The 18,593-nt window shown below is 63.5% G+C and carries 24 protein-coding genes and 1 pseudogene; 15 read left to right on the forward strand and 10 right to left on the reverse strand.

The window, feature by feature from the left end; genetic code table 11:
• Positions 1-127: 127 nt before the first annotated feature.
• Positions 128-1,363, reverse strand: coding sequence for a 2-C-methyl-D-erythritol 4-phosphate cytidylyltransferase (ispD, locus tag U2H20_RS06300; RefSeq protein ID WP_430591442.1), 1,236 nt, complete (start codon positions 1,361-1,363; stop codon positions 128-130).
• Between the two features lie 97 nt (positions 1,364-1,460).
• Complete coding sequence (locus U2H20_RS06305; RefSeq protein ID WP_430591443.1) at positions 1,461-1,943, reverse strand: CarD family transcriptional regulator; 483 nt, start codon at positions 1,941-1,943, stop codon at positions 1,461-1,463.
• A gap of 156 nt (positions 1,944-2,099) precedes the next feature.
• Between U2H20_RS06305 and U2H20_RS06310 the strand changes: the two genes are divergently transcribed.
• A complete protein-coding gene (locus U2H20_RS06310) occupies positions 2,100-2,606 on the forward strand; it encodes a hypothetical protein (protein WP_430591444.1) in 507 nt (168 codons plus the stop codon).
• A 157-nt stretch (positions 2,607-2,763) separates the two neighbouring features.
• On the opposite strand, the gene U2H20_RS06315 is transcribed toward U2H20_RS06310, so the two are convergent.
• A complete protein-coding gene (locus U2H20_RS06315) occupies positions 2,764-3,447 on the reverse strand; it encodes a response regulator (RefSeq protein ID WP_430591445.1) in 684 nt (227 codons plus the stop codon).
• Complete coding sequence (locus tag U2H20_RS06320; protein WP_430591446.1) at positions 3,444-4,586, reverse strand: sensor histidine kinase; 1,143 nt, start codon at positions 4,584-4,586, stop codon at positions 3,444-3,446. The genes U2H20_RS06315 and U2H20_RS06320 overlap by 4 nt, the downstream gene beginning before the upstream one ends.
• 141 nt (positions 4,587-4,727) lie before the next feature.
• Here U2H20_RS06320 and phoU point away from each other — a divergent pair, with 141 nt between their 5' ends.
• Both phoU and U2H20_RS06330 read left to right on the forward strand, forming a co-directional pair.
• Positions 4,728-5,393, forward strand: coding sequence for a phosphate signaling complex protein PhoU (gene phoU / locus U2H20_RS06325; RefSeq protein ID WP_430591447.1), 666 nt, complete (start codon positions 4,728-4,730; stop codon positions 5,391-5,393).
• A 68-nt stretch (positions 5,394-5,461) separates the two neighbouring features.
• Positions 5,462-5,758 carry a DUF4287 domain-containing protein gene (locus U2H20_RS06330; RefSeq protein ID WP_430591448.1) on the forward strand — a complete coding sequence of 99 codons (297 nt, stop codon included), beginning with the start codon at positions 5,462-5,464 and terminating at the stop codon, positions 5,756-5,758.
• A 97-nt stretch (positions 5,759-5,855) separates the two neighbouring features.
• Here the strand turns inward: U2H20_RS06330 and U2H20_RS06335 are convergent, their stop codons facing one another.
• Positions 5,856-6,605 carry a phosphoglyceromutase gene (locus tag U2H20_RS06335; protein ID WP_430591449.1) on the reverse strand — a complete coding sequence of 250 codons (750 nt, stop codon included), beginning with the start codon at positions 6,603-6,605 and terminating at the stop codon, positions 5,856-5,858.
• Between the two features lie 85 nt (positions 6,606-6,690).
• Between U2H20_RS06335 and U2H20_RS06340 the strand changes: the two genes are divergently transcribed.
• Positions 6,691-7,527 carry a class I SAM-dependent methyltransferase gene (locus U2H20_RS06340; protein ID WP_430591450.1) on the forward strand — a complete coding sequence of 279 codons (837 nt, stop codon included), beginning with the start codon at positions 6,691-6,693 and terminating at the stop codon, positions 7,525-7,527.
• A 92-nt stretch (positions 7,528-7,619) separates the two neighbouring features.
• On the opposite strand, the pseudogene U2H20_RS06345 reads toward U2H20_RS06340, so the two are convergent.
• Positions 7,620-7,979, reverse strand: a pseudogene (locus tag U2H20_RS06345) (ImmA/IrrE family metallo-endopeptidase); the annotation flags it as partial.
• The gene (locus tag U2H20_RS06350; RefSeq protein WP_430591451.1) at positions 7,873-8,409 is read right to left on the reverse strand and encodes a helix-turn-helix domain-containing protein; all 537 of its coding nucleotides are present in this window, start codon (positions 8,407-8,409) and stop codon (positions 7,873-7,875) included. The gene U2H20_RS06350 and the pseudogene U2H20_RS06345, both read right to left, overlap by 107 nt.
• 127 nt (positions 8,410-8,536) lie before the next feature.
• Here U2H20_RS06350 and U2H20_RS06355 point away from each other — a divergent pair, with 127 nt between their 5' ends.
• The 9 genes from U2H20_RS06355 to U2H20_RS06395 all read left to right on the forward strand — a co-directional run bounded on the left by U2H20_RS06355 (position 8,537) and on the right by U2H20_RS06395 (position 14,708).
• Positions 8,537-8,791 carry a helix-turn-helix domain-containing protein gene (locus tag U2H20_RS06355; RefSeq protein WP_430591452.1) on the forward strand — a complete coding sequence of 85 codons (255 nt, stop codon included), beginning with the start codon at positions 8,537-8,539 and terminating at the stop codon, positions 8,789-8,791.
• Positions 8,788-9,057 carry an uberolysin/carnocyclin family circular bacteriocin gene (locus tag U2H20_RS06360; RefSeq protein WP_430591453.1) on the forward strand — a complete coding sequence of 90 codons (270 nt, stop codon included), beginning with the start codon at positions 8,788-8,790 and terminating at the stop codon, positions 9,055-9,057. Before U2H20_RS06355 ends, U2H20_RS06360 begins: the two co-directional genes overlap by 4 nt.
• A 77-nt stretch (positions 9,058-9,134) precedes the next feature.
• Positions 9,135-9,686, forward strand: a complete 552-nt coding sequence (locus U2H20_RS06365) for a stage II sporulation protein M (protein WP_430591454.1) — start codon at positions 9,135-9,137, stop codon at positions 9,684-9,686.
• A gap of 46 nt (positions 9,687-9,732) precedes the next feature.
• Positions 9,733-10,329, forward strand: a complete 597-nt coding sequence (locus U2H20_RS06370) for a hypothetical protein (RefSeq protein ID WP_430591455.1) — start codon at positions 9,733-9,735, stop codon at positions 10,327-10,329.
• Complete coding sequence (locus U2H20_RS06375; RefSeq protein ID WP_430591456.1) at positions 10,317-10,748, forward strand: hypothetical protein; 432 nt, start codon at positions 10,317-10,319, stop codon at positions 10,746-10,748. The genes U2H20_RS06370 and U2H20_RS06375 overlap by 13 nt, the downstream gene beginning before the upstream one ends.
• A 47-nt stretch (positions 10,749-10,795) precedes the next feature.
• On the forward strand, positions 10,796-12,328 hold the full coding sequence (locus tag U2H20_RS06380) for a hypothetical protein (protein ID WP_430591457.1): 1,533 nt from the start codon (positions 10,796-10,798) through the stop codon (positions 12,326-12,328).
• Positions 12,295-12,963: an ABC transporter ATP-binding protein gene (locus tag U2H20_RS06385; RefSeq protein WP_430591458.1), complete on the forward strand. Its 669-nt coding sequence runs from the start codon at positions 12,295-12,297 to the stop codon at positions 12,961-12,963. Before U2H20_RS06380 ends, U2H20_RS06385 begins: the two co-directional genes overlap by 34 nt.
• Positions 12,941-13,942: an ABC transporter ATP-binding protein gene (locus U2H20_RS06390; RefSeq protein WP_430591459.1), complete on the forward strand. Its 1,002-nt coding sequence runs from the start codon at positions 12,941-12,943 to the stop codon at positions 13,940-13,942. The genes U2H20_RS06385 and U2H20_RS06390 overlap by 23 nt, the downstream gene beginning before the upstream one ends.
• Positions 13,920-14,708, forward strand: a complete 789-nt coding sequence (locus tag U2H20_RS06395; protein ID WP_430591460.1) for a hypothetical protein — start codon at positions 13,920-13,922, stop codon at positions 14,706-14,708. Before U2H20_RS06390 ends, U2H20_RS06395 begins: the two co-directional genes overlap by 23 nt.
• 28 nt (positions 14,709-14,736) lie before the next feature.
• Here U2H20_RS06395 and U2H20_RS06400 read toward each other — a convergent pair whose 3' ends face one another.
• The 3 genes from U2H20_RS06400 to U2H20_RS06410 form a co-directional block, all read right to left on the reverse strand.
• A complete protein-coding gene (locus tag U2H20_RS06400) occupies positions 14,737-15,873 on the reverse strand; it encodes a YgfZ/GcvT domain-containing protein (protein WP_430591461.1) in 1,137 nt (378 codons plus the stop codon).
• Positions 15,870-16,487 carry an FABP family protein gene (locus U2H20_RS06405; RefSeq protein ID WP_430591462.1) on the reverse strand — a complete coding sequence of 206 codons (618 nt, stop codon included), beginning with the start codon at positions 16,485-16,487 and terminating at the stop codon, positions 15,870-15,872. The genes U2H20_RS06400 and U2H20_RS06405 overlap by 4 nt, the downstream gene beginning before the upstream one ends.
• A 132-nt stretch (positions 16,488-16,619) precedes the next feature.
• The gene (locus U2H20_RS06410) at positions 16,620-16,901 is read right to left on the reverse strand and encodes a hypothetical protein (protein ID WP_430591463.1); all 282 of its coding nucleotides are present in this window, start codon (positions 16,899-16,901) and stop codon (positions 16,620-16,622) included.
• Positions 16,902-17,072: 171 nt separating this feature from the next.
• On the opposite strand from U2H20_RS06410, the gene U2H20_RS06415 reads away from it, so the two are divergent.
• Both U2H20_RS06415 and mshD read left to right on the forward strand, forming a co-directional pair.
• Entirely contained in the window at positions 17,073-17,756 is a 684-nt protein-coding gene (locus tag U2H20_RS06415) for a winged helix-turn-helix transcriptional regulator (protein WP_430591464.1), read from the forward strand.
• On the forward strand, positions 17,753-18,592 hold the full coding sequence (gene mshD, locus U2H20_RS06420; protein ID WP_430591465.1) for a mycothiol synthase: 840 nt from the start codon (positions 17,753-17,755) through the stop codon (positions 18,590-18,592). Before U2H20_RS06415 ends, mshD begins: the two co-directional genes overlap by 4 nt.
• Position 18,593 lies beyond the last annotated feature (1 nt).

The following is an 18,593-nucleotide window of genomic DNA, read 5'->3' on the forward strand; positions in this document are numbered from 1 at the left end:
CACGCAGGCCTTTGATTCGCTACGTGCTTTTGCCGATTCCGCTGAGATGCCAGGAATGGCAACGAAAAACGCCGCCTGATCAGTGATCAGACGGCGTTTGCCAGGCAGCGTGCTGCTGCAGAAATCCTCAGCGGTAGCGGTGCTCCGCGGTCTTCGAGTGCACGAGCGCGGTCGCGATCGCCGCAATCCCCTCGCCGCGGCCAGTGAACCCGAGCGCGTCGGAGGTGGTCGCCGAAATACTCACGGTCGCACCGAGAATCGCACTCAAGTGCGCTTCAGCCTCGCGCCTGCGCGGGCCGAGCTTCGGGCGGTTCCCGATGATCTGCACGGAAACGTTGCTGAGCTCGTAACCGATCTCATCGATCCGACGCACTGACTCGCGCAAGAAGACTTCACCGTGCGCTTCAGCAAAGCGCGGGTCGTCGGTCCCGAACACTTCTCCGACATCGCCAAGACGTGCCGCCGCGAGCATCGCATCACAGATGGCGTGACTGACGACGTCACCGTCGCTGTGCCCCTTCAGACCGACTTCACCCGGCCAGTGCAGGCCTGCGAGCCACAGCTCTTTGCCCTCATCGAAGGCATGCACGTCGGTGCCGGTCCCGACGCGAACGGTGCTCGAGGCGACGTTCTGCAGCATGTCCTCGGTTCGGCGAAGCTCCCAAGCAGTGGTGATCTTGCTCGCGAGCTGGTCGCCAGCGATCACACGAACTTCGAGACCCTGCGACGAGACGAGCGCCGCGTCATCGGTGTGCTCTTCGCCAGCGTTCGCGTGCGCTTCGACGAGAGCTGAACGCGGAAACCCCTGCGGAGTCTGGACGGCGGTGAGCTGCGAACGGTCGACCGTCTCGAGCACCGCATTGTTGTCGTCGATCCGCTTGATCGTGTCTGCCACGGCGATTCCCGGCACAACCCCGGCGCCGGTCTCCATGACCTCTGCGACGACGGAGTCGAAGACGACGTTCGGGGTGAGCGGGCGAGCAGCGTCGTGCACCAGCACGACCTCGACCGAAGGAAGCAGGTGCTCCAGCGCGACCCGCACTGAATCCTGCCGGGAAGCGCCGCCCACCACGATGGTGCACGCCTCTGGGCGAGCACCCCGGACGTGGTGAATCAGTTCACGAGTGATTGGAATGTACGAGGACGGCACGGTGACGATCACCTGCACCTGCTCGCGCATGTCGAACACGCTTTCGAGGGCGTGCGCGAGGATCGGCTTGCCCGCGAGGTGCACGAATGCCTTCGGTTCGCCTCGACCAAGCCGCGCACCGTTGCCGGCAGCGAGCACGACCACCGCGACGCGCGGTGCACCGTGCTCGGAGGCAGCAGTCTGCCCGTGAGAAGAAAACGCCGCTGATGTCATGCCGACCCTCCAAATGGAGAGCGCAGGAGGGCTCGGCCATGGTCAAGTGCGCGCACTCGAAGAAGACCCGACCCGAGTGCCCGCACTCGAAAAGAAATTAAGAAGCCAGGACCTCGTCGAGCACCGACGATGCTTTGTCTTCGTCGGTCTTCTCAGCGAGCGCGAGTTCGCTCACGAGGATCTGACGTGCCTTCGCGAGCATGCGCTTCTCTCCAGCGGAAAGTCCACGATCCTGATCGCGGCGCCACAGATCGCGAACGACTTCGCTGACCTTGATGACGTCGCCGGACGCGAGCTTCTCGAGGTTTGCCTTGTACCGACGCGACCAGTTGGTCGGCTCTTCGGTGAAGGGGGCGCGAAGGACTTCGAAGACCTTGTCGAGACCGTCTTGGCCGATCACGTCGCGGACGCCGACCATGTCGACGTTCTCAGCGGGAACCTCGATCGTGAGGTCGCCCTGCGTGACGTTGAGCTTCAAGTAGAGTTTTTCTTCGCCTCTGACTTTGCGTTTCTTCACCTCAGTGATCGTCGCAGCGCCGTGGTGGGGGTAGACAACCGTCTCGCCGACCTCAAAATTCATACGAACAGCTCCTCATAGCAAAGAAATACCCTTCAGTTTACCACGGTTATCCCTTATAAAGGGGGCGGTCCCCGACCACGACCGCCGCCCCCGTCTAGTAGGCTTAAGGCGATCTTCGGCGTGATGTGCGCCACACGACCTACGAAAGGGCCGCGAGTGAAGCTTCGTCCCGTCGCAGCTATTGCGGCAGCAGCGATCGTCATGCTCGGTGCTGCAGGCTGTAGCCTCATCAGCCCCCAAGGCACGACCATCCAGTACCAGACCGGCAACGGTGCATCTGGCGAGACTGGTCTCGTCCTCATCCGTAACGCGCAGCTGGTGACCGACCCGGAGAACTCCGGTCCGACGCAGATCATCGGCACGTTCGTGAACAACGGTCCGGCGACGACCGTCCAGATCGTCGGCGCTGGCGACTCGATCGATCTCATGGTCGAGCCGGGCGTCACTCGTCTCGGCGGCGACAACCAGGTCCTCATCGAAGAAGTCGACGCAGTGCTCGGCAGCACCGTCCCCTTCTCCTTCCAGGCCGACGGCAGCGACGCCGTGGGAATCCCGCTGCAGTTCTTCAGCAGCTCGCACCCCGGCTACGAGACCCTCGAGCCGACCCCTGCGCCGATCGAAGACGACGAAGAGCTCGAAGTCACGCAGACCGAAGCTCCCTAAGTACCTTGTACGAAAGAAGGCCACACCCTCGGGTGTGGCCTTCTTTCGTTATGCATGCGGAACGCTTCGGAGCGCGGGCGCCAGATCCCGAACCGGAAACGCTGCGGCGCGAAATCGCTGCGGCTTGGAAGCCTTGCCGTCGAGATGGGAGTCGCCCCTACTCCTCGAAGCGGTAGCCGAGCCCCCGCACGGTCACGAGTTGCTCAGGCGACGAAGGGTCGAGCTCGATCTTCGAGCGCAAACGCTTGATGTGCACGTCGAGCGTCTTCGTGTCGCCGAAGTAGTCGGGGCCCCACACGCGATCGATCAGCTGACCGCGTGTCAAAACGCGACCCATATTGCTCATCAGGAATTCGAGGAGTTCGAACTCCTTCAACGGCATCGCAACGTCACGACCGTCGACTCGGACCGCATGCCGCTCAGAATCGAGCTCGACTCGTCCGGCGTACAAGACCCCGGGCGCCTCGGCCACAGTCTTCGTCTCGTGTCGGCGCAGCACTGCCCGGACGCGCGCAATGAGTTCGCGCGAGGAATACGGCTTCGTGACGTAGTCGTCAGCGCCGAGCTCCAATCCCACGACGATGTCGATTTCGCTGTCCTTCGCGGTCAGCATGATGATGGGCACTCCCGATTGCGCCCGGATCTCCCGGCAGACCTCGGTCCCCGAAAGGCCCGGGAGCATCAGGTCGAGCAGCACGAGGTCGGCGCCGTTCGTCGCGAAGTCAGCGACCGCATCGCGGCCGTTCTCGCTCACACGAACGTCGAAACCTTCCCGTTCCAGGAGGAACGCGAGCGGCTCGCTGAGCGCGGCCTCATCCTCGACCAGCAGGATTGATGTCATTTCGTCGGGTTCCCTTCGAGACTTGGCAAGGGTATGCGCAAGGTGAACGTTGATCCGCTGCCGAGTTGCGACCACACGGTCACTTCTCCCCCGTGGTGCTGCACGATGTGCTTCACAATGCTGAGGCCGAGGCCGGTGCCACCGGTGACGCGCGAGCGCGCAGGGTCCACACGGTAGAACCGCTCGAAGACGCGGTCGAGATCTTTCTTATGGATGCCGATTCCGGAATCCGTCACCGTCACCGTCGCCAGGCCGTCCGCGGCTTCGACCGCGATGCCGACGTGCGCGGAATCGGGCGAGTAATGCACGGCGTTCGACACGAGATTCTGCACCGCCGTGAGCAGGTAGTCATGGTGCCCGTTGATGAGCACTTCCTTGGTCCGGAGAGAAAGGGTGATGTCCTTTGCTTCAGCGGTCACCTTCAGGTGGTCTGCCGCTTGGCGAGCAACCTCACCGAGATCGACGAGTTCCGCTGCGCCGAGTGGATCGGTCGACTGCAGACGAGAGAGGTCGATGATCTCTTTCGCTAGGCGCGAGAGCCGAATCGACTCCGTCGAGAGCCGCTGCGCGAAGTTGCGCACGCGCTCAGGATCATCAGAAGCGGCATCGATCGCGTCAGCGAGGAGAGAAATCGCACCGATGGGAGTTTTGAGTTCGTGACTGACGTTCGCGACGAAGTCCCTGCGCATCGCTTCAAGACGGACCTGCTCGGTGTGGTCGTCGGCGACCAGGAGCATGAAGCGGTTCGCCAGCGGCACCGCCCGGGCGCGAACAACGAAGTCGACACCGTCCGCGAAGGGACCGCGGTGCAGCTCGAAGGCGTCATTTTGCGCCTCGCCCAAGTCTCTGGCGCGATCAACGAGGTCCGCCAATGAGGAGTGGGCGAGCTTGCGTTCAGTGACGAGGCCGAGCGAATGCGCTCCGGGAGAGGCTTGCAGGACGGTATTGGAATGGTCGAGCACAACGCCGGCGGACTCGAGCACTTCGAGCACGCTGGAGACCCCGTCCGGCACTGGTTCACTCACCAGTTGCATGGCGCGATACCCACGGCGCTCCGCAAAAGTGACGAAGTACACGGCGAGAGCGCCGAATGCAATACCCAGGACAAGGGCAAGCACTACGAGCAGAGTCGTATCCACAGTGCCCAGAATAGCGACCAGCATGTTGACCGTTGTTCAGCAAAACAGCACCAAGCGTTAACCTTGACGGTGGACACTGCTTGAGTGGCAAAGTGTCGCGAACTGCGCGAGCCTGCCACCACCGGAGCAAAGGAAAGATACATGCGTGAAGTTTTCAAGCAGGAGATGGCTGAAGTTCAGGATCGACTGGTTGAGATTGCTGGTGACGTTCTGTCATCGATCGAGACTGCGACCAAGGCCTTCGGCGACTCCAACGTGCAACTGGCTGAGCAGGTCATCGCGAGCGATGCGCTGATCGATGAGAAGGTCAACGCGCTCGACGAGCTGACCATCAACATCATCGCGCGACAGAACCCCGTGGCCCGCGACCTCCGCATCGTGGTCAGTTCGCTCCGCATCAGCGCTTCGCTCGAACGCATGGGTGACCTCGCTCGCCACATCGCTTCCCTCGCTCGCTACCGCTTCCCCGAGAACGTCGTTCCCGAGTCGCTGCGTACGACGTTCCACGAGATGGGCGCGCTCGACGTCGCGATCGCCCGCGAACTCGTCGAGCTGCTGCGCACCCAGGACGTTCAGTTGGCGGAGCAGATCCAGGCTGCAGACGACGGCGTCGACGCGCTCCACCGATCGGTCTTCGACCACGTGCTCGGTGAAGACTGGGACGGTCATGCACACGCGACCGTGGACGCCACGCTTGCGAGCCGGTACCACGAGCGTTTCGCAGACCACGCGGTCGGAATCGCGAAGAAGATCATCTACCTCGCAACCGGCGACTGGGTCAGCGAATCAGAAGAACCCATCGCATAATTCGGGCGAGCCCGACTACGCTTCTTTGCACGACCGGTACAGCACCGCAGTGAGCAAAGGAGCACGCGATGAGCGATGCGAAAACTCCAGAGGCCAAGAACTCAGAGGCCAAGAACTCAGAGGCCAAGAACTCAGGGGCAAAGACCTCAGTGAAGGGCCCGCAGTCATACTTCCCCTCCATTGAAGCGAAGTACGGCAAGACCATTCCCGAGTGGTTCGACATCATCCACGCCTGCGAACTCTCGAAGCACATGGAGATCGTTAACTGGCTGAAGAGCGAACACGGTCTCGGACATGGCCATGCGAATGCGCTCGTCGCCGCGGTTCGGAAGTTCGACGAGGATCACGCCGCAGGCAAGCAGTAGATAGATCGCTGCTACACGGCCAGCCGATCACCATGAAGAAGGGCCCCCATCATTCGATGGGGGCCCTTCTTCATGCGTTCGCGTCGTGCCTTGGTTGCTAGTGCTTCGCTCCCTGCGAGGCAACTGCTGCTGCGCCAGCGGCCGCGGCTTCCGGGTCGAGGTATTCGGCCTGCTTCGTCGGGCGCAGGTTCTCGTCGAGCTTGTAGACCAGCGGAATTCCGGTCGGGATGTTCACACCCGCGATGTCCTCATCGGAGATACCGTCGAGGTGCTTCACGAGCGCACGCAGCGAGTTTCCGTGCGCCGCGACGAGCACGGTCTTGCCCGAGCGAAGCTCCGGCGCGATCGACGAATCCCAGTAGGGCAGCATGCGGTCGATGACGTCTTTCAAGCATTCGGTGGTCGGGAGTTCGCCGTCGATGTTCGCGTATCGCGGGTCGTTCGCCTGCGAGTACGGGTTGTCGGCTGAGATCGACGGTGGTGGGGTGTCGAAGGAGCGACGCCAGAGCATGAACTGCTCTTCGCCGTACTCGGCGAGGGTCTGGGCCTTGTCCTTGCCCTGGAGGTCACCATAGTGACGTTCGTTGAGTCGCCACGAGCGCTCGACGGGGATCCAGGAGCGTTCAGCCGCTTCGAGCGCGAGGTTCGCGGTCGTGATCGCACGGTCCAGCACTGAAGTGAACAACACGTCAGGAAGCAGGTCGTGTTCCTTCAGGAGTTCTCCTCCGCGGACCGCTTCAGAACGACCGAGGTCGGTGAGGTGCACGTCGACCCAACCCGTGAAGAGGTTCTTTTCGTTCCAGTCGGATTGTCCGTGGCGAAGCAAAATCAAGGTGTGCTCAGTCATGGTGCAAGTCTATCGTCGCGGCATATGGAGGAGGTCCGCGCTACCGGTCGACGATGTCGGTTCGTGGAGCCGCGACAATAGAAGCGTGGCTCGAACTGAAGGACGCATCACGCGTGGCACGACCGGCGTGAACCGCTTGCGCAGAGTCGACCGCTGGATCCAGACGCTTCCTCCGCTGCGCACACCGAATGCGCTGGTCGTCGATCTCGGATTCGGCGCGAGCGCGACAACGACACTCGAGATGGCGGCGCGACTTCGCGAGGTCAATCCATCGCTCAGCGTGCTCGGTTTCGAGATCGATCCAGAACGAGTCGCACGTGCGAACGCAGAGCTCGAAGCCGCGTCCGAGCGAGGCGCGAGTCAATTCGGCCGCGCCGGTGGCGAACTCCTCGACGGCGCTGCTCCCGTGCGATTCGCGCTCGGCGGTTTTGAGATTCCGAGCGCACAGCGGCCACACGTGATCCGCGCGATGAACGTCTTACGCCAGTACGAGGAGCATGAAGTCTCGGCGCACTGGAAGACGATCACTGCTCGCCTCGCTCCCGGCGGCGTGCTCGTCGAGGGGACGTCCAATGAGAGCGGCCGCGTTGCTTCCTGGGTGACGATCGATGCGAACGGTCCGAGATGGTTCACGATTGCGGTGCACATTCCGAGCCTCGAGTCGCCCTCGATTGTGGCTGAGCGCCTGCCGAAGGCGCTCATTCATCGCAATGTCGAGGGCGAGCCGATCCACGCGTTCCTTCGTTCGCTTGAAGACGAATGGGTCAAGAATGCACCTCTCACGAGTTTTTCTGCCTCCCAGCGCTGGCTTGCGAGCGTCGCCTCGCTTCGCGAGCGAGGAGTTCCGGTGCAGCACGGGGCCTCCCGCTGGAGGCTCGGAGAAGTGACCGTGCCCTGGGAGAGCGTCGCGCCCCGAAGCTGATCAAGGCGCTCCCGAAAGCTCATGACGAGGTCTGCGGTGACGTCGAGCGCTTCAGCGAGCGCGTAGGTCGAATCGGTCTCCGACTCGGCGACGGCGAATCGATTCGGGCAAATGAGCAGGCGGCTCGCGAACTCGTCTGCCCGCCGCTCGAACTCCGGGGTCGTGCGCGTGTGGCGATAGGCGGCATGGCCGAGTTCATGAGCGAGGACCGAGCGAAACTCAGCGTTCGTGAGCCCCGAGGTCAGAACGATTCGTGCTGCAGTGTGCTCGTATCGTCCGAGGAGGCCTGGCTCAGTAGGCTCCACCACGACTTCGAGTCCGTGACGTTTTGCAAGCGCGAGGAGCTCACTCGGCCCACGGTTGGTCGAGCATCCGGTCTCCGTGCTTCGCAGCCTGCTCATCGTGCCGCTCGCTCCCCTCCGCTGACGAACCGTTGCCGTCTTCGAGGTCATCGAGTCGCGCGAGCGACGAGGCAGGCACCGAAGACGGTTGGCCGATCGTACGAGAGTCCTCAGACAAGCGCTCCGCCTCGCCGCGCGCATAGGCACCGAGCACCGAAATCGCGGCGTCTGCGGCTTCGGCACGACGCTCTGACGGCACCGCTGAAAGGAGGCCCGCCATGATCGCGAGCCAGAGATCACTCTCGGTGTCGGCCACGTCTTCAACGGTGGGAATTCCGAGGGCAGAGAAGATTCTTCGGATGACGTCTTCCTGCGGAGCGACCGAGGCTCGTTCGATGTTGCTCACGGTCGTGCGATCGATATTTGCCGCCTCAGCGAGCTCCTGCTGACTCATGCCGCGCCGAGTGCGGGCGGGCTTGATGAACGTCGCGTAATGCAAGCGCTCCTCGGCGGTGGCACCACGCAGATGGATCGGAGACACGGGGCTCCTCCGTGAGAAAGTGTCGGACTCCGAGCAGATTACCCGCATGTCGAAAGATCTCGCCGGTTATCCACAAGAGGCGCGGATTTCAGACGCTTGCTGTCGAAGATCTTGCATACTCTTCGACATGCACACATCTGGTTCGGCGGCTCGTTCGCTCCGCACACTGCGCGAACGCAGCGGGCTCTCGGTCACCGAGGCCGCCGCCCTCGTTGACACGAGCGAACGGTACCTCGAAGGCATCGAATCCGGAGCAATCATCCCCAGCACGATCTTCGTCGAGCGTCTCGCACGCGCACTCGCCCTTGGCCCCACTGTTTCGCCTGATCGGGCAGACACCGATGCCGACTCACCCTCGGCCGCACCAAAGGAATATCAATGAAACCCACCCCCAAACACACCACCTGGCTCACCGCTGGAGCGATCACCCTCGTCGGCCTCGCAACGCTCAGCGTCGGCACCGCCTGGCTGATGGGCAGCTTCGCGCTCAGCACGGCAGCAGCAACCCAGATCGTCCGGGCTGTTGAACTCGGTGGGGCCGCGCTCGCGATCGTGTCCGTGATTCTGAGCGGCGGTCTGCTCGGTGCTGTCATCTCGACCGTGACCTGGTACCTGAAGCGCAAGCTCCGCAAGCTCGCGATCCAGTAGTCGTGCGTGCACCCATGGTCGCGAGTGTCGGTCAAACGAGGCTGACCACCGTTCGTGCTCCCCAGACACTCGCGTCCATGGGCGTCTCGCTCCTGAGCTTCGCACTGATCGCGTGGTGGTTCGGCCGCAGCGTGAGCCAACAGCAGGTCGCTGCGAACATCAACGCACTGCACGCTGGCGATCTCGACACCACGGTCTTCGGGGGCTCCGGCGCATTCGGCGAAATTCTTGTCAGCAACCTCGGCGCATGCGCGCTGTTGTACTCCGGAGTCATGACGCTCGCGCTGACCACGGTGCTCGGGATCACAGTGCTCGGGGCATATCTCGGATTCACGGGAAGCCTCATCGTTCAAACGCTGGGCGCCTCCGAACTCTTCGCTCGCGTCGGCTCATACGTGTTCATCGAACTCGCCGGCGTCGTGGTCGCGGCCGCCGCCGGTTTCCTTCCGCTCGCACATTTGGTCTCACACGCAACGCGAAACCGCGAGGCCACCATGGCTTCGCTGTTCTCCGCGTACACGCATGGACTCCGGGGGTCGCTCCTCCTCGCTGCTGCGAGCGCAGTGCTGATCGTCCTCGCGGCAGGCATCGAGACGATCGCGTACTCCATCACCAATGCGCACCGCTGAACACCATGCGGCGATGCAACACCACTCGCAGAAGGGCACACACTCCATGACAATCAGCCACCCACCAGCGCCGGGAGGACCAGTGCAAGATCCCGCAGACTTTGGCCCGAACCCCGTGCAGAGCCCGCCAGTCAAACGGACCCGCCCAACATCGATTTGGGTATGGCTGGTGGTTATCGCTCTCGTTCTCGCGCTCATGCTCGTGCGAATGTCGCTCTTCATCGAAGCGGCTCGCGCACAGTCGAGTGACCTCGTCAGCGAGCTCGGCGATCCCGCTCTTGCTGACAGCGCCCTGACTCTCGGAGCCGCAGTCAGCATCGGCGTCGCCATCGGCGTGCTCGCGCTCTTCGCCCTGATCATCTCGCTCGTCGAGTCACGACTGACCCCGCCCCCGCGGCCAGAGGTCACGTTCCGTATCGGCCCAGCGGGACTGACGTTCACGGTTCTTCTCCTCGCACAGCACATCAGCGCGGTCGCTCTCCACGTGCCCTCGGTCTCGCGGACTTGGCCCGTGTTCCTTTTCGCTACATTCGTTGCGTTTCTGTCCCCGCTGGTATTCCCCTCGACGCGGTCGAACATTCCCACGTACCTCAAGGCGCTCGGCGCCACCGTCCTCACAGGAGCACTCCTATGCCTGCAGTAGATTCCTCGATCCACCTTCCCCTCGTCGACATCACCGTGCGCCTGCGCCCCCGCGCGGTTCGCTGGATCGCAGCAGGGCTCGCAGGCGGCAGCGCGCTCAACGCCGTGTTGATCGCCCTCAACACGACACTCCCCGACCACGCTGCAACCTCAGCGATCTTCTGGGGTATTGCGGGGTTCACCATTGTGGTTCCGTTGCTGGTGGCATTGATCGGACCGGTACGACTCAACGTGGCTGCGGTGATTTCCTTCGCCATCGCCGGCGCGCTCACGGGAACGCTCGCGAGCCCTCCATACGCCTCCGGGTTCCTCTCGCTCCTTGGCTGGGCGCTCGTGCTCGCATTCGGTCTTGCGATGCTCTACACCCTCGGAGTCGTCGGATCAGTTCGAGACCACCGCAGCAGCCAGCGTCGCTCGTGATACGGAGGGGGCAGGGCGCCCGCGAGCACGTCGACACCGCAACCCCAGTGCAACTCCAGGCTGCTCAGGAGCTCAGCGAACTCAGCGCAGGCACCTGCGACCGGTCGGCATCGAACCTCTCAGCAGCCGCGCTTGCCAGCCTTGATGCCACGCTCGCGCTCGCTCTCCCCCTCCATTTCACCCGCTCCTCCTTCATCACGCGGCGCGCAATCGCCCTTGGTCTCACCGCAGCGAGCGCGATCGGCGCGACCATCGGCACGCATATCGTGATCATTGCCTCTCGAGCACTTGCATTCGAGCACGAGTGGCTTCCCTTCGCGCTCGTGGCTGCCGGCATCCTGTTCAGCTTCGCCGCGAACATGATTCGGATGGCCTGGGGCGGCACCTCACTCGTCACCGCCAGTCGACTCGCCCACCGCACAACATTCGGACTCCACCTCGATCGCACACTCCTTGAGCGAACGATTCTGATGGTCTCGCTTGCGCCGATTTGTAGTTCCGCACTCACGGCAACACTCGCGCTCTCGTCGGCAGTGCTGATCCCCGGGCGATTCGACCTCGCGTGGATGCTCGTGTTCCCGCTGCTCGCAACCATCTGCGGCGGCTTCTCACTCGCGAGGGTCGCGCGACACCAACTGCTCGCGAAGTCGCTTCCTCGCACAAGCCTTCGAATCGCGGCGCTCCTGGTTCCGACCCTCGCCGTGACCGCCGGTTCGCTGCTCGGGATCTGGGTGCAACACCTCAGCGGAGGAACAAGCGGAGGAGTGCCGCCGAATGGGGCTCTCACCGCGGCCTTCAGTCTTGCAACGCTGCTCGCATTCGCGCGGCCATTGTTCGCTGCGTTCATTCGGACTCAGATCACACGGATCCCACACCCAACAACGTCGTTCCTGCCTGTCGCGCTCGCACTCTTCGCCGCACCGAACTCGAGCTTCGAACGCCGAAGCACCATCGTGTCGGGGCTCCTCCTCAGCGCCGTGTTCGCGCTCGCAGTGTTCACGAGCGAACCCGTGCTCGAGATACTCACGCGGAGATTCAGGCCCCTCCTCGAGTCATCGATCGAGTTCATGCACCTTGAATTCGATCCGGCGAGAATCCTTCTGCTTGCGATTGCCGCGAGCAGCCTCTCGCTCGCCCCGACTCTCGCAACCATGAGCGGCACACTCACGGCACTGCCGCAACTGCGCTCGCCGCTCGGAACCACCGCGCCTCCCCGAACCCTCGCGCTCATCCTCGGGGCCGCATTCCTTTCGCACACCGCGCCGATCGCATCGACGGCAGCGCTCACCACTCAGCTCCTCGGCGGCGAACTCGTACTCAGCGCCTCGGCCGCGCTGCTCTCCACCGCGGTGCTCTCCGCCGGAAACCTGGCGCAGCTGCTCGAAGCGCGTTCCGAGACGAGCAGCACTGCAACACCACCCAATGTTGCGCTGCTCACCCTCGCACTCACGGCGCCGGTGCTGTGTCTCGTGCTCTGGCTCCACGACACTTCGCTCCTCCTTGGCCTGGTCGCCGCCCTCGGGCTTTTCTTGATGGGAGGGGCAGTATGGACGTCACTTCGACTCCGATCCTCTCTCTGACCGCGCGAGGACTCACCGTTCGTCGCGATCAGCGCACGCTCTTCGGAAGCGGCGTTGACTGCGAGTTCCTCGGGCCCGGGCTTCGGACCGTCCACGGGCCGAACGGATCCGGCAAATCGACGTTCCTCGAAGTGTTCGCCGGCCTCCGAACACCATCGCACGGCTCGTTGCGACTGGGAGCAGTCGAGGCAAACGATCCACGACTGAGAAGGCGGCGCCGGTTCTGCCCGAGCCGGCCTGCGCTCTTCCCCTATCTCAGCGTTCGCGACCACCTCTCGCTCTATAGACGAGCACTCGACGGTGACACTGCGGTCGAGTTCGAACGCGTACGGCGCTACCAGCTCACTCCTTGGCTCGACGCACCGGTGCGCGAGCTCTCGACCGGAAACACGCAGAAGCTCTGGCTGCTCGTGCACACCGTCGGAACCTTCGACTACCTCGCGCTCGACGAACCGAGCAGCGGGCTCGACGCCGCTGCGCAGCAAGTGCTCCACGAAGAAGTACATATCTGGGCGAAGCGCTCGATCATCGTGCTCGTTGACCATGAGCACGCCTGGCCGGAATCGCTCGCGAACCTAGCCATTCCGCACCCCGCCGACTCTGGAGGACGACATGACACCAACCGCCAGCGCTGAGCCCGCCGCCCTCCGGGCGATGCATCTCAGCAAGCACTACGGCACACACGTCGCGCTCGATGATCTCGATGTCACCGTGCCCCGGGGCGAGATCGTTGCCTTTGTCGGCGCAAACGGCGCAGGAAAATCAACTGCACTGCGCGTCATCCTCGGACTCGAGCATGGCGGCGGCCGCGTACTGTTTTCGGGTCACCGCTATCGAGATCTCGAAAACCCGCTCCAGGAGGTCGGCGTCGCCTTCGACGAACTCCACGCCCACCCCGGCCATTCGGCGTTGCAGCACCTCCGGATCCACGCTGCCCGCGGCGCGTTCTCCCCGAAGCTCATAGCCCCACTGCTCGACGAACTCGGGTTACTGCGCTCGCTCCATACAACGATCAGAAAATTCTCACTCGGAATGCGGCAACGCCTTTCGCTGGCAACCGGGCTCCTCGGCGCACCCCGGCTCCTCGTCCTCGACGAGCCGTTCAACGGCCTCGACCCGCTGGCCCGAGATTGGCTCCGCAGTCATCTCCGAACACACGCCGATTCCGGCGGTGCCGTGCTGCTTTCCGTGCACGCGCTCGACGAAGTTCGAGACATTGTCGATACCGTCCTCGTGCTATCGCACGGCACGAACAAGTTCACAGGGACGCTGGATGCCTTCGCGAGCACCTACGCGAAGGAGGCGCTGAGCGTCGCGAGCCCAGACCGAGCCCGACTCGTCGATGCGCTCGATCGCGCAGGGGCGAGCGACATCGACCTGAGGAACGAGACCCTCGTCGTCACAGGGCTCAGCGCGCTGCAGGTTGCCGAGGCTGCGCTCGAGCGACGCGTGCTCGTGACGACGCTCCATGCCACGCAGACCTCGCTCGGCAATGCCCTCGTTTCTGCGTTGCACGACGACATCGCGCTCGCGAATACGCACGCCGGAGCAGAGCTCACACGATCGTCCGAACGAACACCGAAAGGCCACAATGCGACGAGCACTGCACGCTGAATGGATTCGAGTCGGCGGTCGTCGACTCGCGTTGTGGCTGGCGCTCGCCGCGCTTGCTTCGATGATCGGTGGCGCACTGATCGCGTTCATCATCAACGGCGTCGCCGAGGCCGGCGGCACTCCGAACGCTGTCGAACAGCAGACCTTCGTGCTCTCCCGTGGGACCGTCACCATCTTGCTCGTGTCGATCGTCACAGCGCTCGCAGTCGGAAACCACTTCCGGTTCTCCACGATCCTCGCGGTCGCCCTCGCTGTGCCACGAAGACCATTCATGATGCTGGCGATCGCGGTACCGCAACTCTGCATCGCCGCACTCATCGCTTTCGTGAGCGCGATCGCAGCACTGCTCGGGGCGACGCTCCTTCGCGGCCCGGAACTCCTGAGCCTCACGATCGTGGGCGAACTCTCGGTTCATATGCTCGGTGCGGTGATCGCGGCGGCTTGGGCTTGCGCCATCGTCTTCGTGACGCGGTCATTCGCAGTGAGTCTCGTCATCGTCGTCGCGTGGCCGTCACTGATCGAGCCATTGATCGCGGGCGGGATCTCGACGCTCGCACCCGAGGCCGGTGCACTTGCGTTGATCGCGCAGCCCTACACCGCGCTTCGAACCATCGGCGAGTCCTTCGCGGTCGAACGCACGCTCATGGCGGCGACCACGACCGAACAGTTCCTGAGCGCTGTCGGCGTCGTGGGAATCTGGACCACCGCGCTCGCGGGTGCAGCCCTGCTTCGAACGATGCGAAGCTCCGCAGTCGTGAGCCGCTAAACCGGTCGCAGCCGCGAAATCGCCAGGATTACTCGGGCGATGACGGAGCTGCCGACGGCGCCTCGGGTGCACTTGCAGGGCGCGGGCGGCGTACGGCGCCCAACCGAGGCAAGCGAGGCGGTCGAGCCGTTCCTCCTGCAGTCGGCGGCACGATCGTCTCTTGACCAGCGGCCACCAGGACCTCCTGCTCCCCATCATGCGTGCGCACGACCAGCGAAGCACTCGGGTCTACCGACCGCTTCAAGACACCGAGCGCAATCGGCCCGAGTTCGTAATGCTGCGCCGATGCAGTGACCGTTCCGACGTGCACGGTCTCCAGCTCGATCGCATCACCAGGCTTCGGCAACACGTTCTCGCTCCCGTCGAGGTGCAAGAAGGTCAACCGGCGCGGTGGGGCACCGAGATTGTGCACCTTCGCGACCGTCTCCTGACCTCGATAGCAGCCCTTCGAGAGATGGACCGCTGTCGCGAGCCAGTCGAGCTCGTGCGGAATGGTCGTCTCATCGACCTCCTGCATGGAGGGCCGAGCGGCCGCGACTCGCAACGCTTCGAGCGCGATCGTTCCAGCAACCGTCGAAACACCGAACAGTGTTCGCGGGTCGCCGGCCTCGAGCAGCGAGCGGGGAACGAGCGACTGCCGCATCGACCATTCGCCAATGACTGCGCCATAGCGGTACCCGCCGGGCGTGGTTTCGGGCCAAGGGTCGACCCAGGTTGCAGTCGCGTGTGGCAGCTCCTGCAGAGAATCGTTCGGCACCCATGCGATCGTCGCGAGCCGATCACTCGCGTTCTCGATCTCGACCTGTCGCATGAATCGCATCCGCAAGAGCCACGCTTCGAGCGACTCCGATTCGCCCGGCCCCAGCAACAGATATGCCGTCGCGCCGTCGTCGACGATCCGGAACGAATGTTCGACCCTGCCGTTGGGGCTGAGAACGAGCGACTCCGCGCTCTCCCCGGGCTGCAGACGCGCCAGTGCCTGCGAAGTGATCGAGTCGAGCCAGGTGAGGCGATCCGGGCCGGTGAGCACGAGTACTTCGTTGTTCAGGAGCGCGACAATGCCACCCTCAGTGAGGTCGCGTTGCTCGGAGAACGGGTTACCGTAATGCTGCACATCGCCGGCCTCAGAGGTGACAGCGCCCGGAACTCCAGAGAACATGCTCATGTTGCGGACCGGTCGGACCGGTCTGTCCGGCCAAGGCGAGCGGAAGCGTGCGAACGCATCGGCTCGTCAAGTGCCGCGAGATCCCAGGCCCAGAGCAGGTGCCCTTCGACAAGGCCGTACATACGAGTTGATGCGGAGTGTTCCTTCGCGCCAGGTGCACGCATGACCGCGTCGGTCGCGAGATCGATTCGAGGGCCATCGACGACGCCCAGGTACAGTTCGCTGACCCCGGTGGGATGGACGATGGACGCTTCGATGTCGAAGGCTCCATCGGGTCGGCGCAAAGTTTCTACGGCTTCCGCTGTCTGGAATGGGGCCGCCTCATCGGCGACGAGCATGCCCGGGCCCGCGTCGTTGGACGTTGCCGGTCGAGCGATACGCCAGTACCCCGACTCGCTCGCGATCGGTGAAAGCTCGTCATCGAGACGCCAGGAGTACGACTGGTAGCTGAGGTAAGCGAGCCCGTGGTGCGCGAACGAAACGCGCTGACCGAACTCGTAGTTCACGGTCGTGTCACCGTGCTGCCATGCGACAACGCCAGTGCCCTCCCAGTCGCCAATCAGCCACTGCAGTGGTCCGAGTTCGGCGGGGAGGGTCGGATCGATTTCGATCATGCGTTAGCGCTGGCCCCGAAAGAGGTTGCGGAGCACGACGAAACTCAGCCCACCGATACCGATGGACGCAAGACCGAGGAGCCCGAGAAAGAAGAGCTCAAGTGCAAGAAGGGGGATCTCCATGCCAGCAGTCTACAAGTCTGCGAGCGCCGCGGGCACGGCAAGCCAGGCGACACTCGCGGTGAAGATCGCAAGGATGACAACAGAACCACCGACCGCCCAGTACAGCCGCTCGACGATTCCCTTGCGCATCGGCCCGCCGAGCTGAATACCGAAGGCGAACAGCGTGAGGCAGCCGAGGACCACCGCGAACCAAGCGAACATGTGCGCGGGTTCAGAGAAAACGAGCACCGAGGCACCACCGAGGACGGCGGCAACCCACACTGCTACAACTCCGCGCCATCCTGCTCTCATGCATCCATCTTCGCATCCTCGCGCTGGACCGGCTCCAGCGACCCTGTTCCTCGCGCTCCAACAACGCCCGACCATCGCAGCAACGGGGCTGTACACGGCGGTGCGCTGCACGCGACACAGTGCACTGCCTTCATCGCACTAGACTTGGGCTGTTCGAGAGGCACACAACATATGGCGCATGTTCTGATCCTCACGCGCCGAGAAGGCGACGTGCTCCCGAGCCTTGCCTTTTTAGATCACCGAGTCACGTTCGCAAGGCCGGAACCCTCCGCAATCGTCCACGCTCCAATGGTGGACATCACGATCATCGACGCGACCCTCGATCTCGCGAACGCGAAGTCCATGTGCAAGCTGCTGCATTCGAGCGGCAACGAAGCGCCGCTGGTCCTGGCGGTCACAGAAGGCGGCCTCGCCGCGGTCAACAACGACTGGGGTATCGACGACGTCATCCTGAACTCGGCCGGCCCCGCAGAGATCGATGCCAGGCTCCGCCTCGTCTCCGGCAAGTCCAAGAGCGATCGCGCGCCGATCGTCGCCGCCGGTCTCACGATTGACGAGTCGAGCTATCAGGCCGCAGTCAACGGAAAACCACTCGACCTCACGTATAAAGAATTCGAACTCCTGCGCTTTCTTGCGTCGCACCCGGTTCGGGTCTTCACCAGAGAGCAGTTGCTGAGCGAAGTATGGGGCTACGACTACTTCGGCGGCACCAGAACGGTCGATGTGCACGTTCGTCGCCTCCGCGCAAAGCTCGGCGATCTCGACACGATCATCGGTACCGTTCGAAACGTCGGCTACCGGTTCCAGCTCGTCGAAAGTCACGAGCAGGGCGTCGACGGACACGACGCACCATGAGCGACGTCGACTGGGCCGCACTCCGCGAGCTGATCGAGCGTGCTCGGGAGAGCGATGGCGCCGCCCCGTTCAACGATCAAGCGCTGATCGAAGCGGAGCGCGACGAGCGCGAAGTCATACTCCGCGCACATGCCGCCGCCATCGTCTCGTCTTCGGCCGCGCTCCCGGAGATCGAGTTCGTGGTCGATCCCGGACATCGCGGCAATGGCATTGGCGCAAGCATGCTTCGCGACCTCGACCAGCGCTTCCCGCACTTCTCGGCCTGGGCCCACGGAGATCACCCCGCATCGCGAGCACTCGCAGCACGCTTCGGGCTCTCGCCGGTTCGCACATTGCTCCAACTCGAGGCACCGGTCGTCCCGGGTCAGTGTTCTTCCGAGGTCCGCGCTTTCACCGACGCGGACGCGCAGACCTGGGTCTCGGCGAACGCTGCGGCCTTCGCCGAGCACTCAGAGCAGGGCAAGCTCACGCTCGATGATTTCAATGAGCGCCGCAGGAGTGGTTGGTTCTCGCCGGAGTCATTGATGTTCGTGCACGCCCCGAAGGGGACCGCAGGATTGACCAGCAGCGAAGATGCCGGCGTTGGCGGCTTCGCGTGGCTGAAAGACGAGTCGCCGGAATCTGAGGAGATCGAGCTCTACGCAATCGGCGTGCTGCCCGAGATGCAGGGCCACGGACTCGGCCGAGTGCTCATGAACGCTGCTTTCGCTCGGGCGCACGAACTCGGCAAGACCACGATGACCCTCTACGTCGAGGGCGACAACACTGCGGCGCTCGCGCTCTACCGCTCGCAAGGATTCAAGGACTTCCAGAAAGACGTTCGATACGAACGGTGAA

It is taken from the genome of Humidisolicoccus flavus, from assembly GCF_045689595.1.
GTDB classification, from domain to species: Bacteria; Actinomycetota; Actinomycetes; order Actinomycetales; family Microbacteriaceae; genus Humidisolicoccus; species Humidisolicoccus flavus.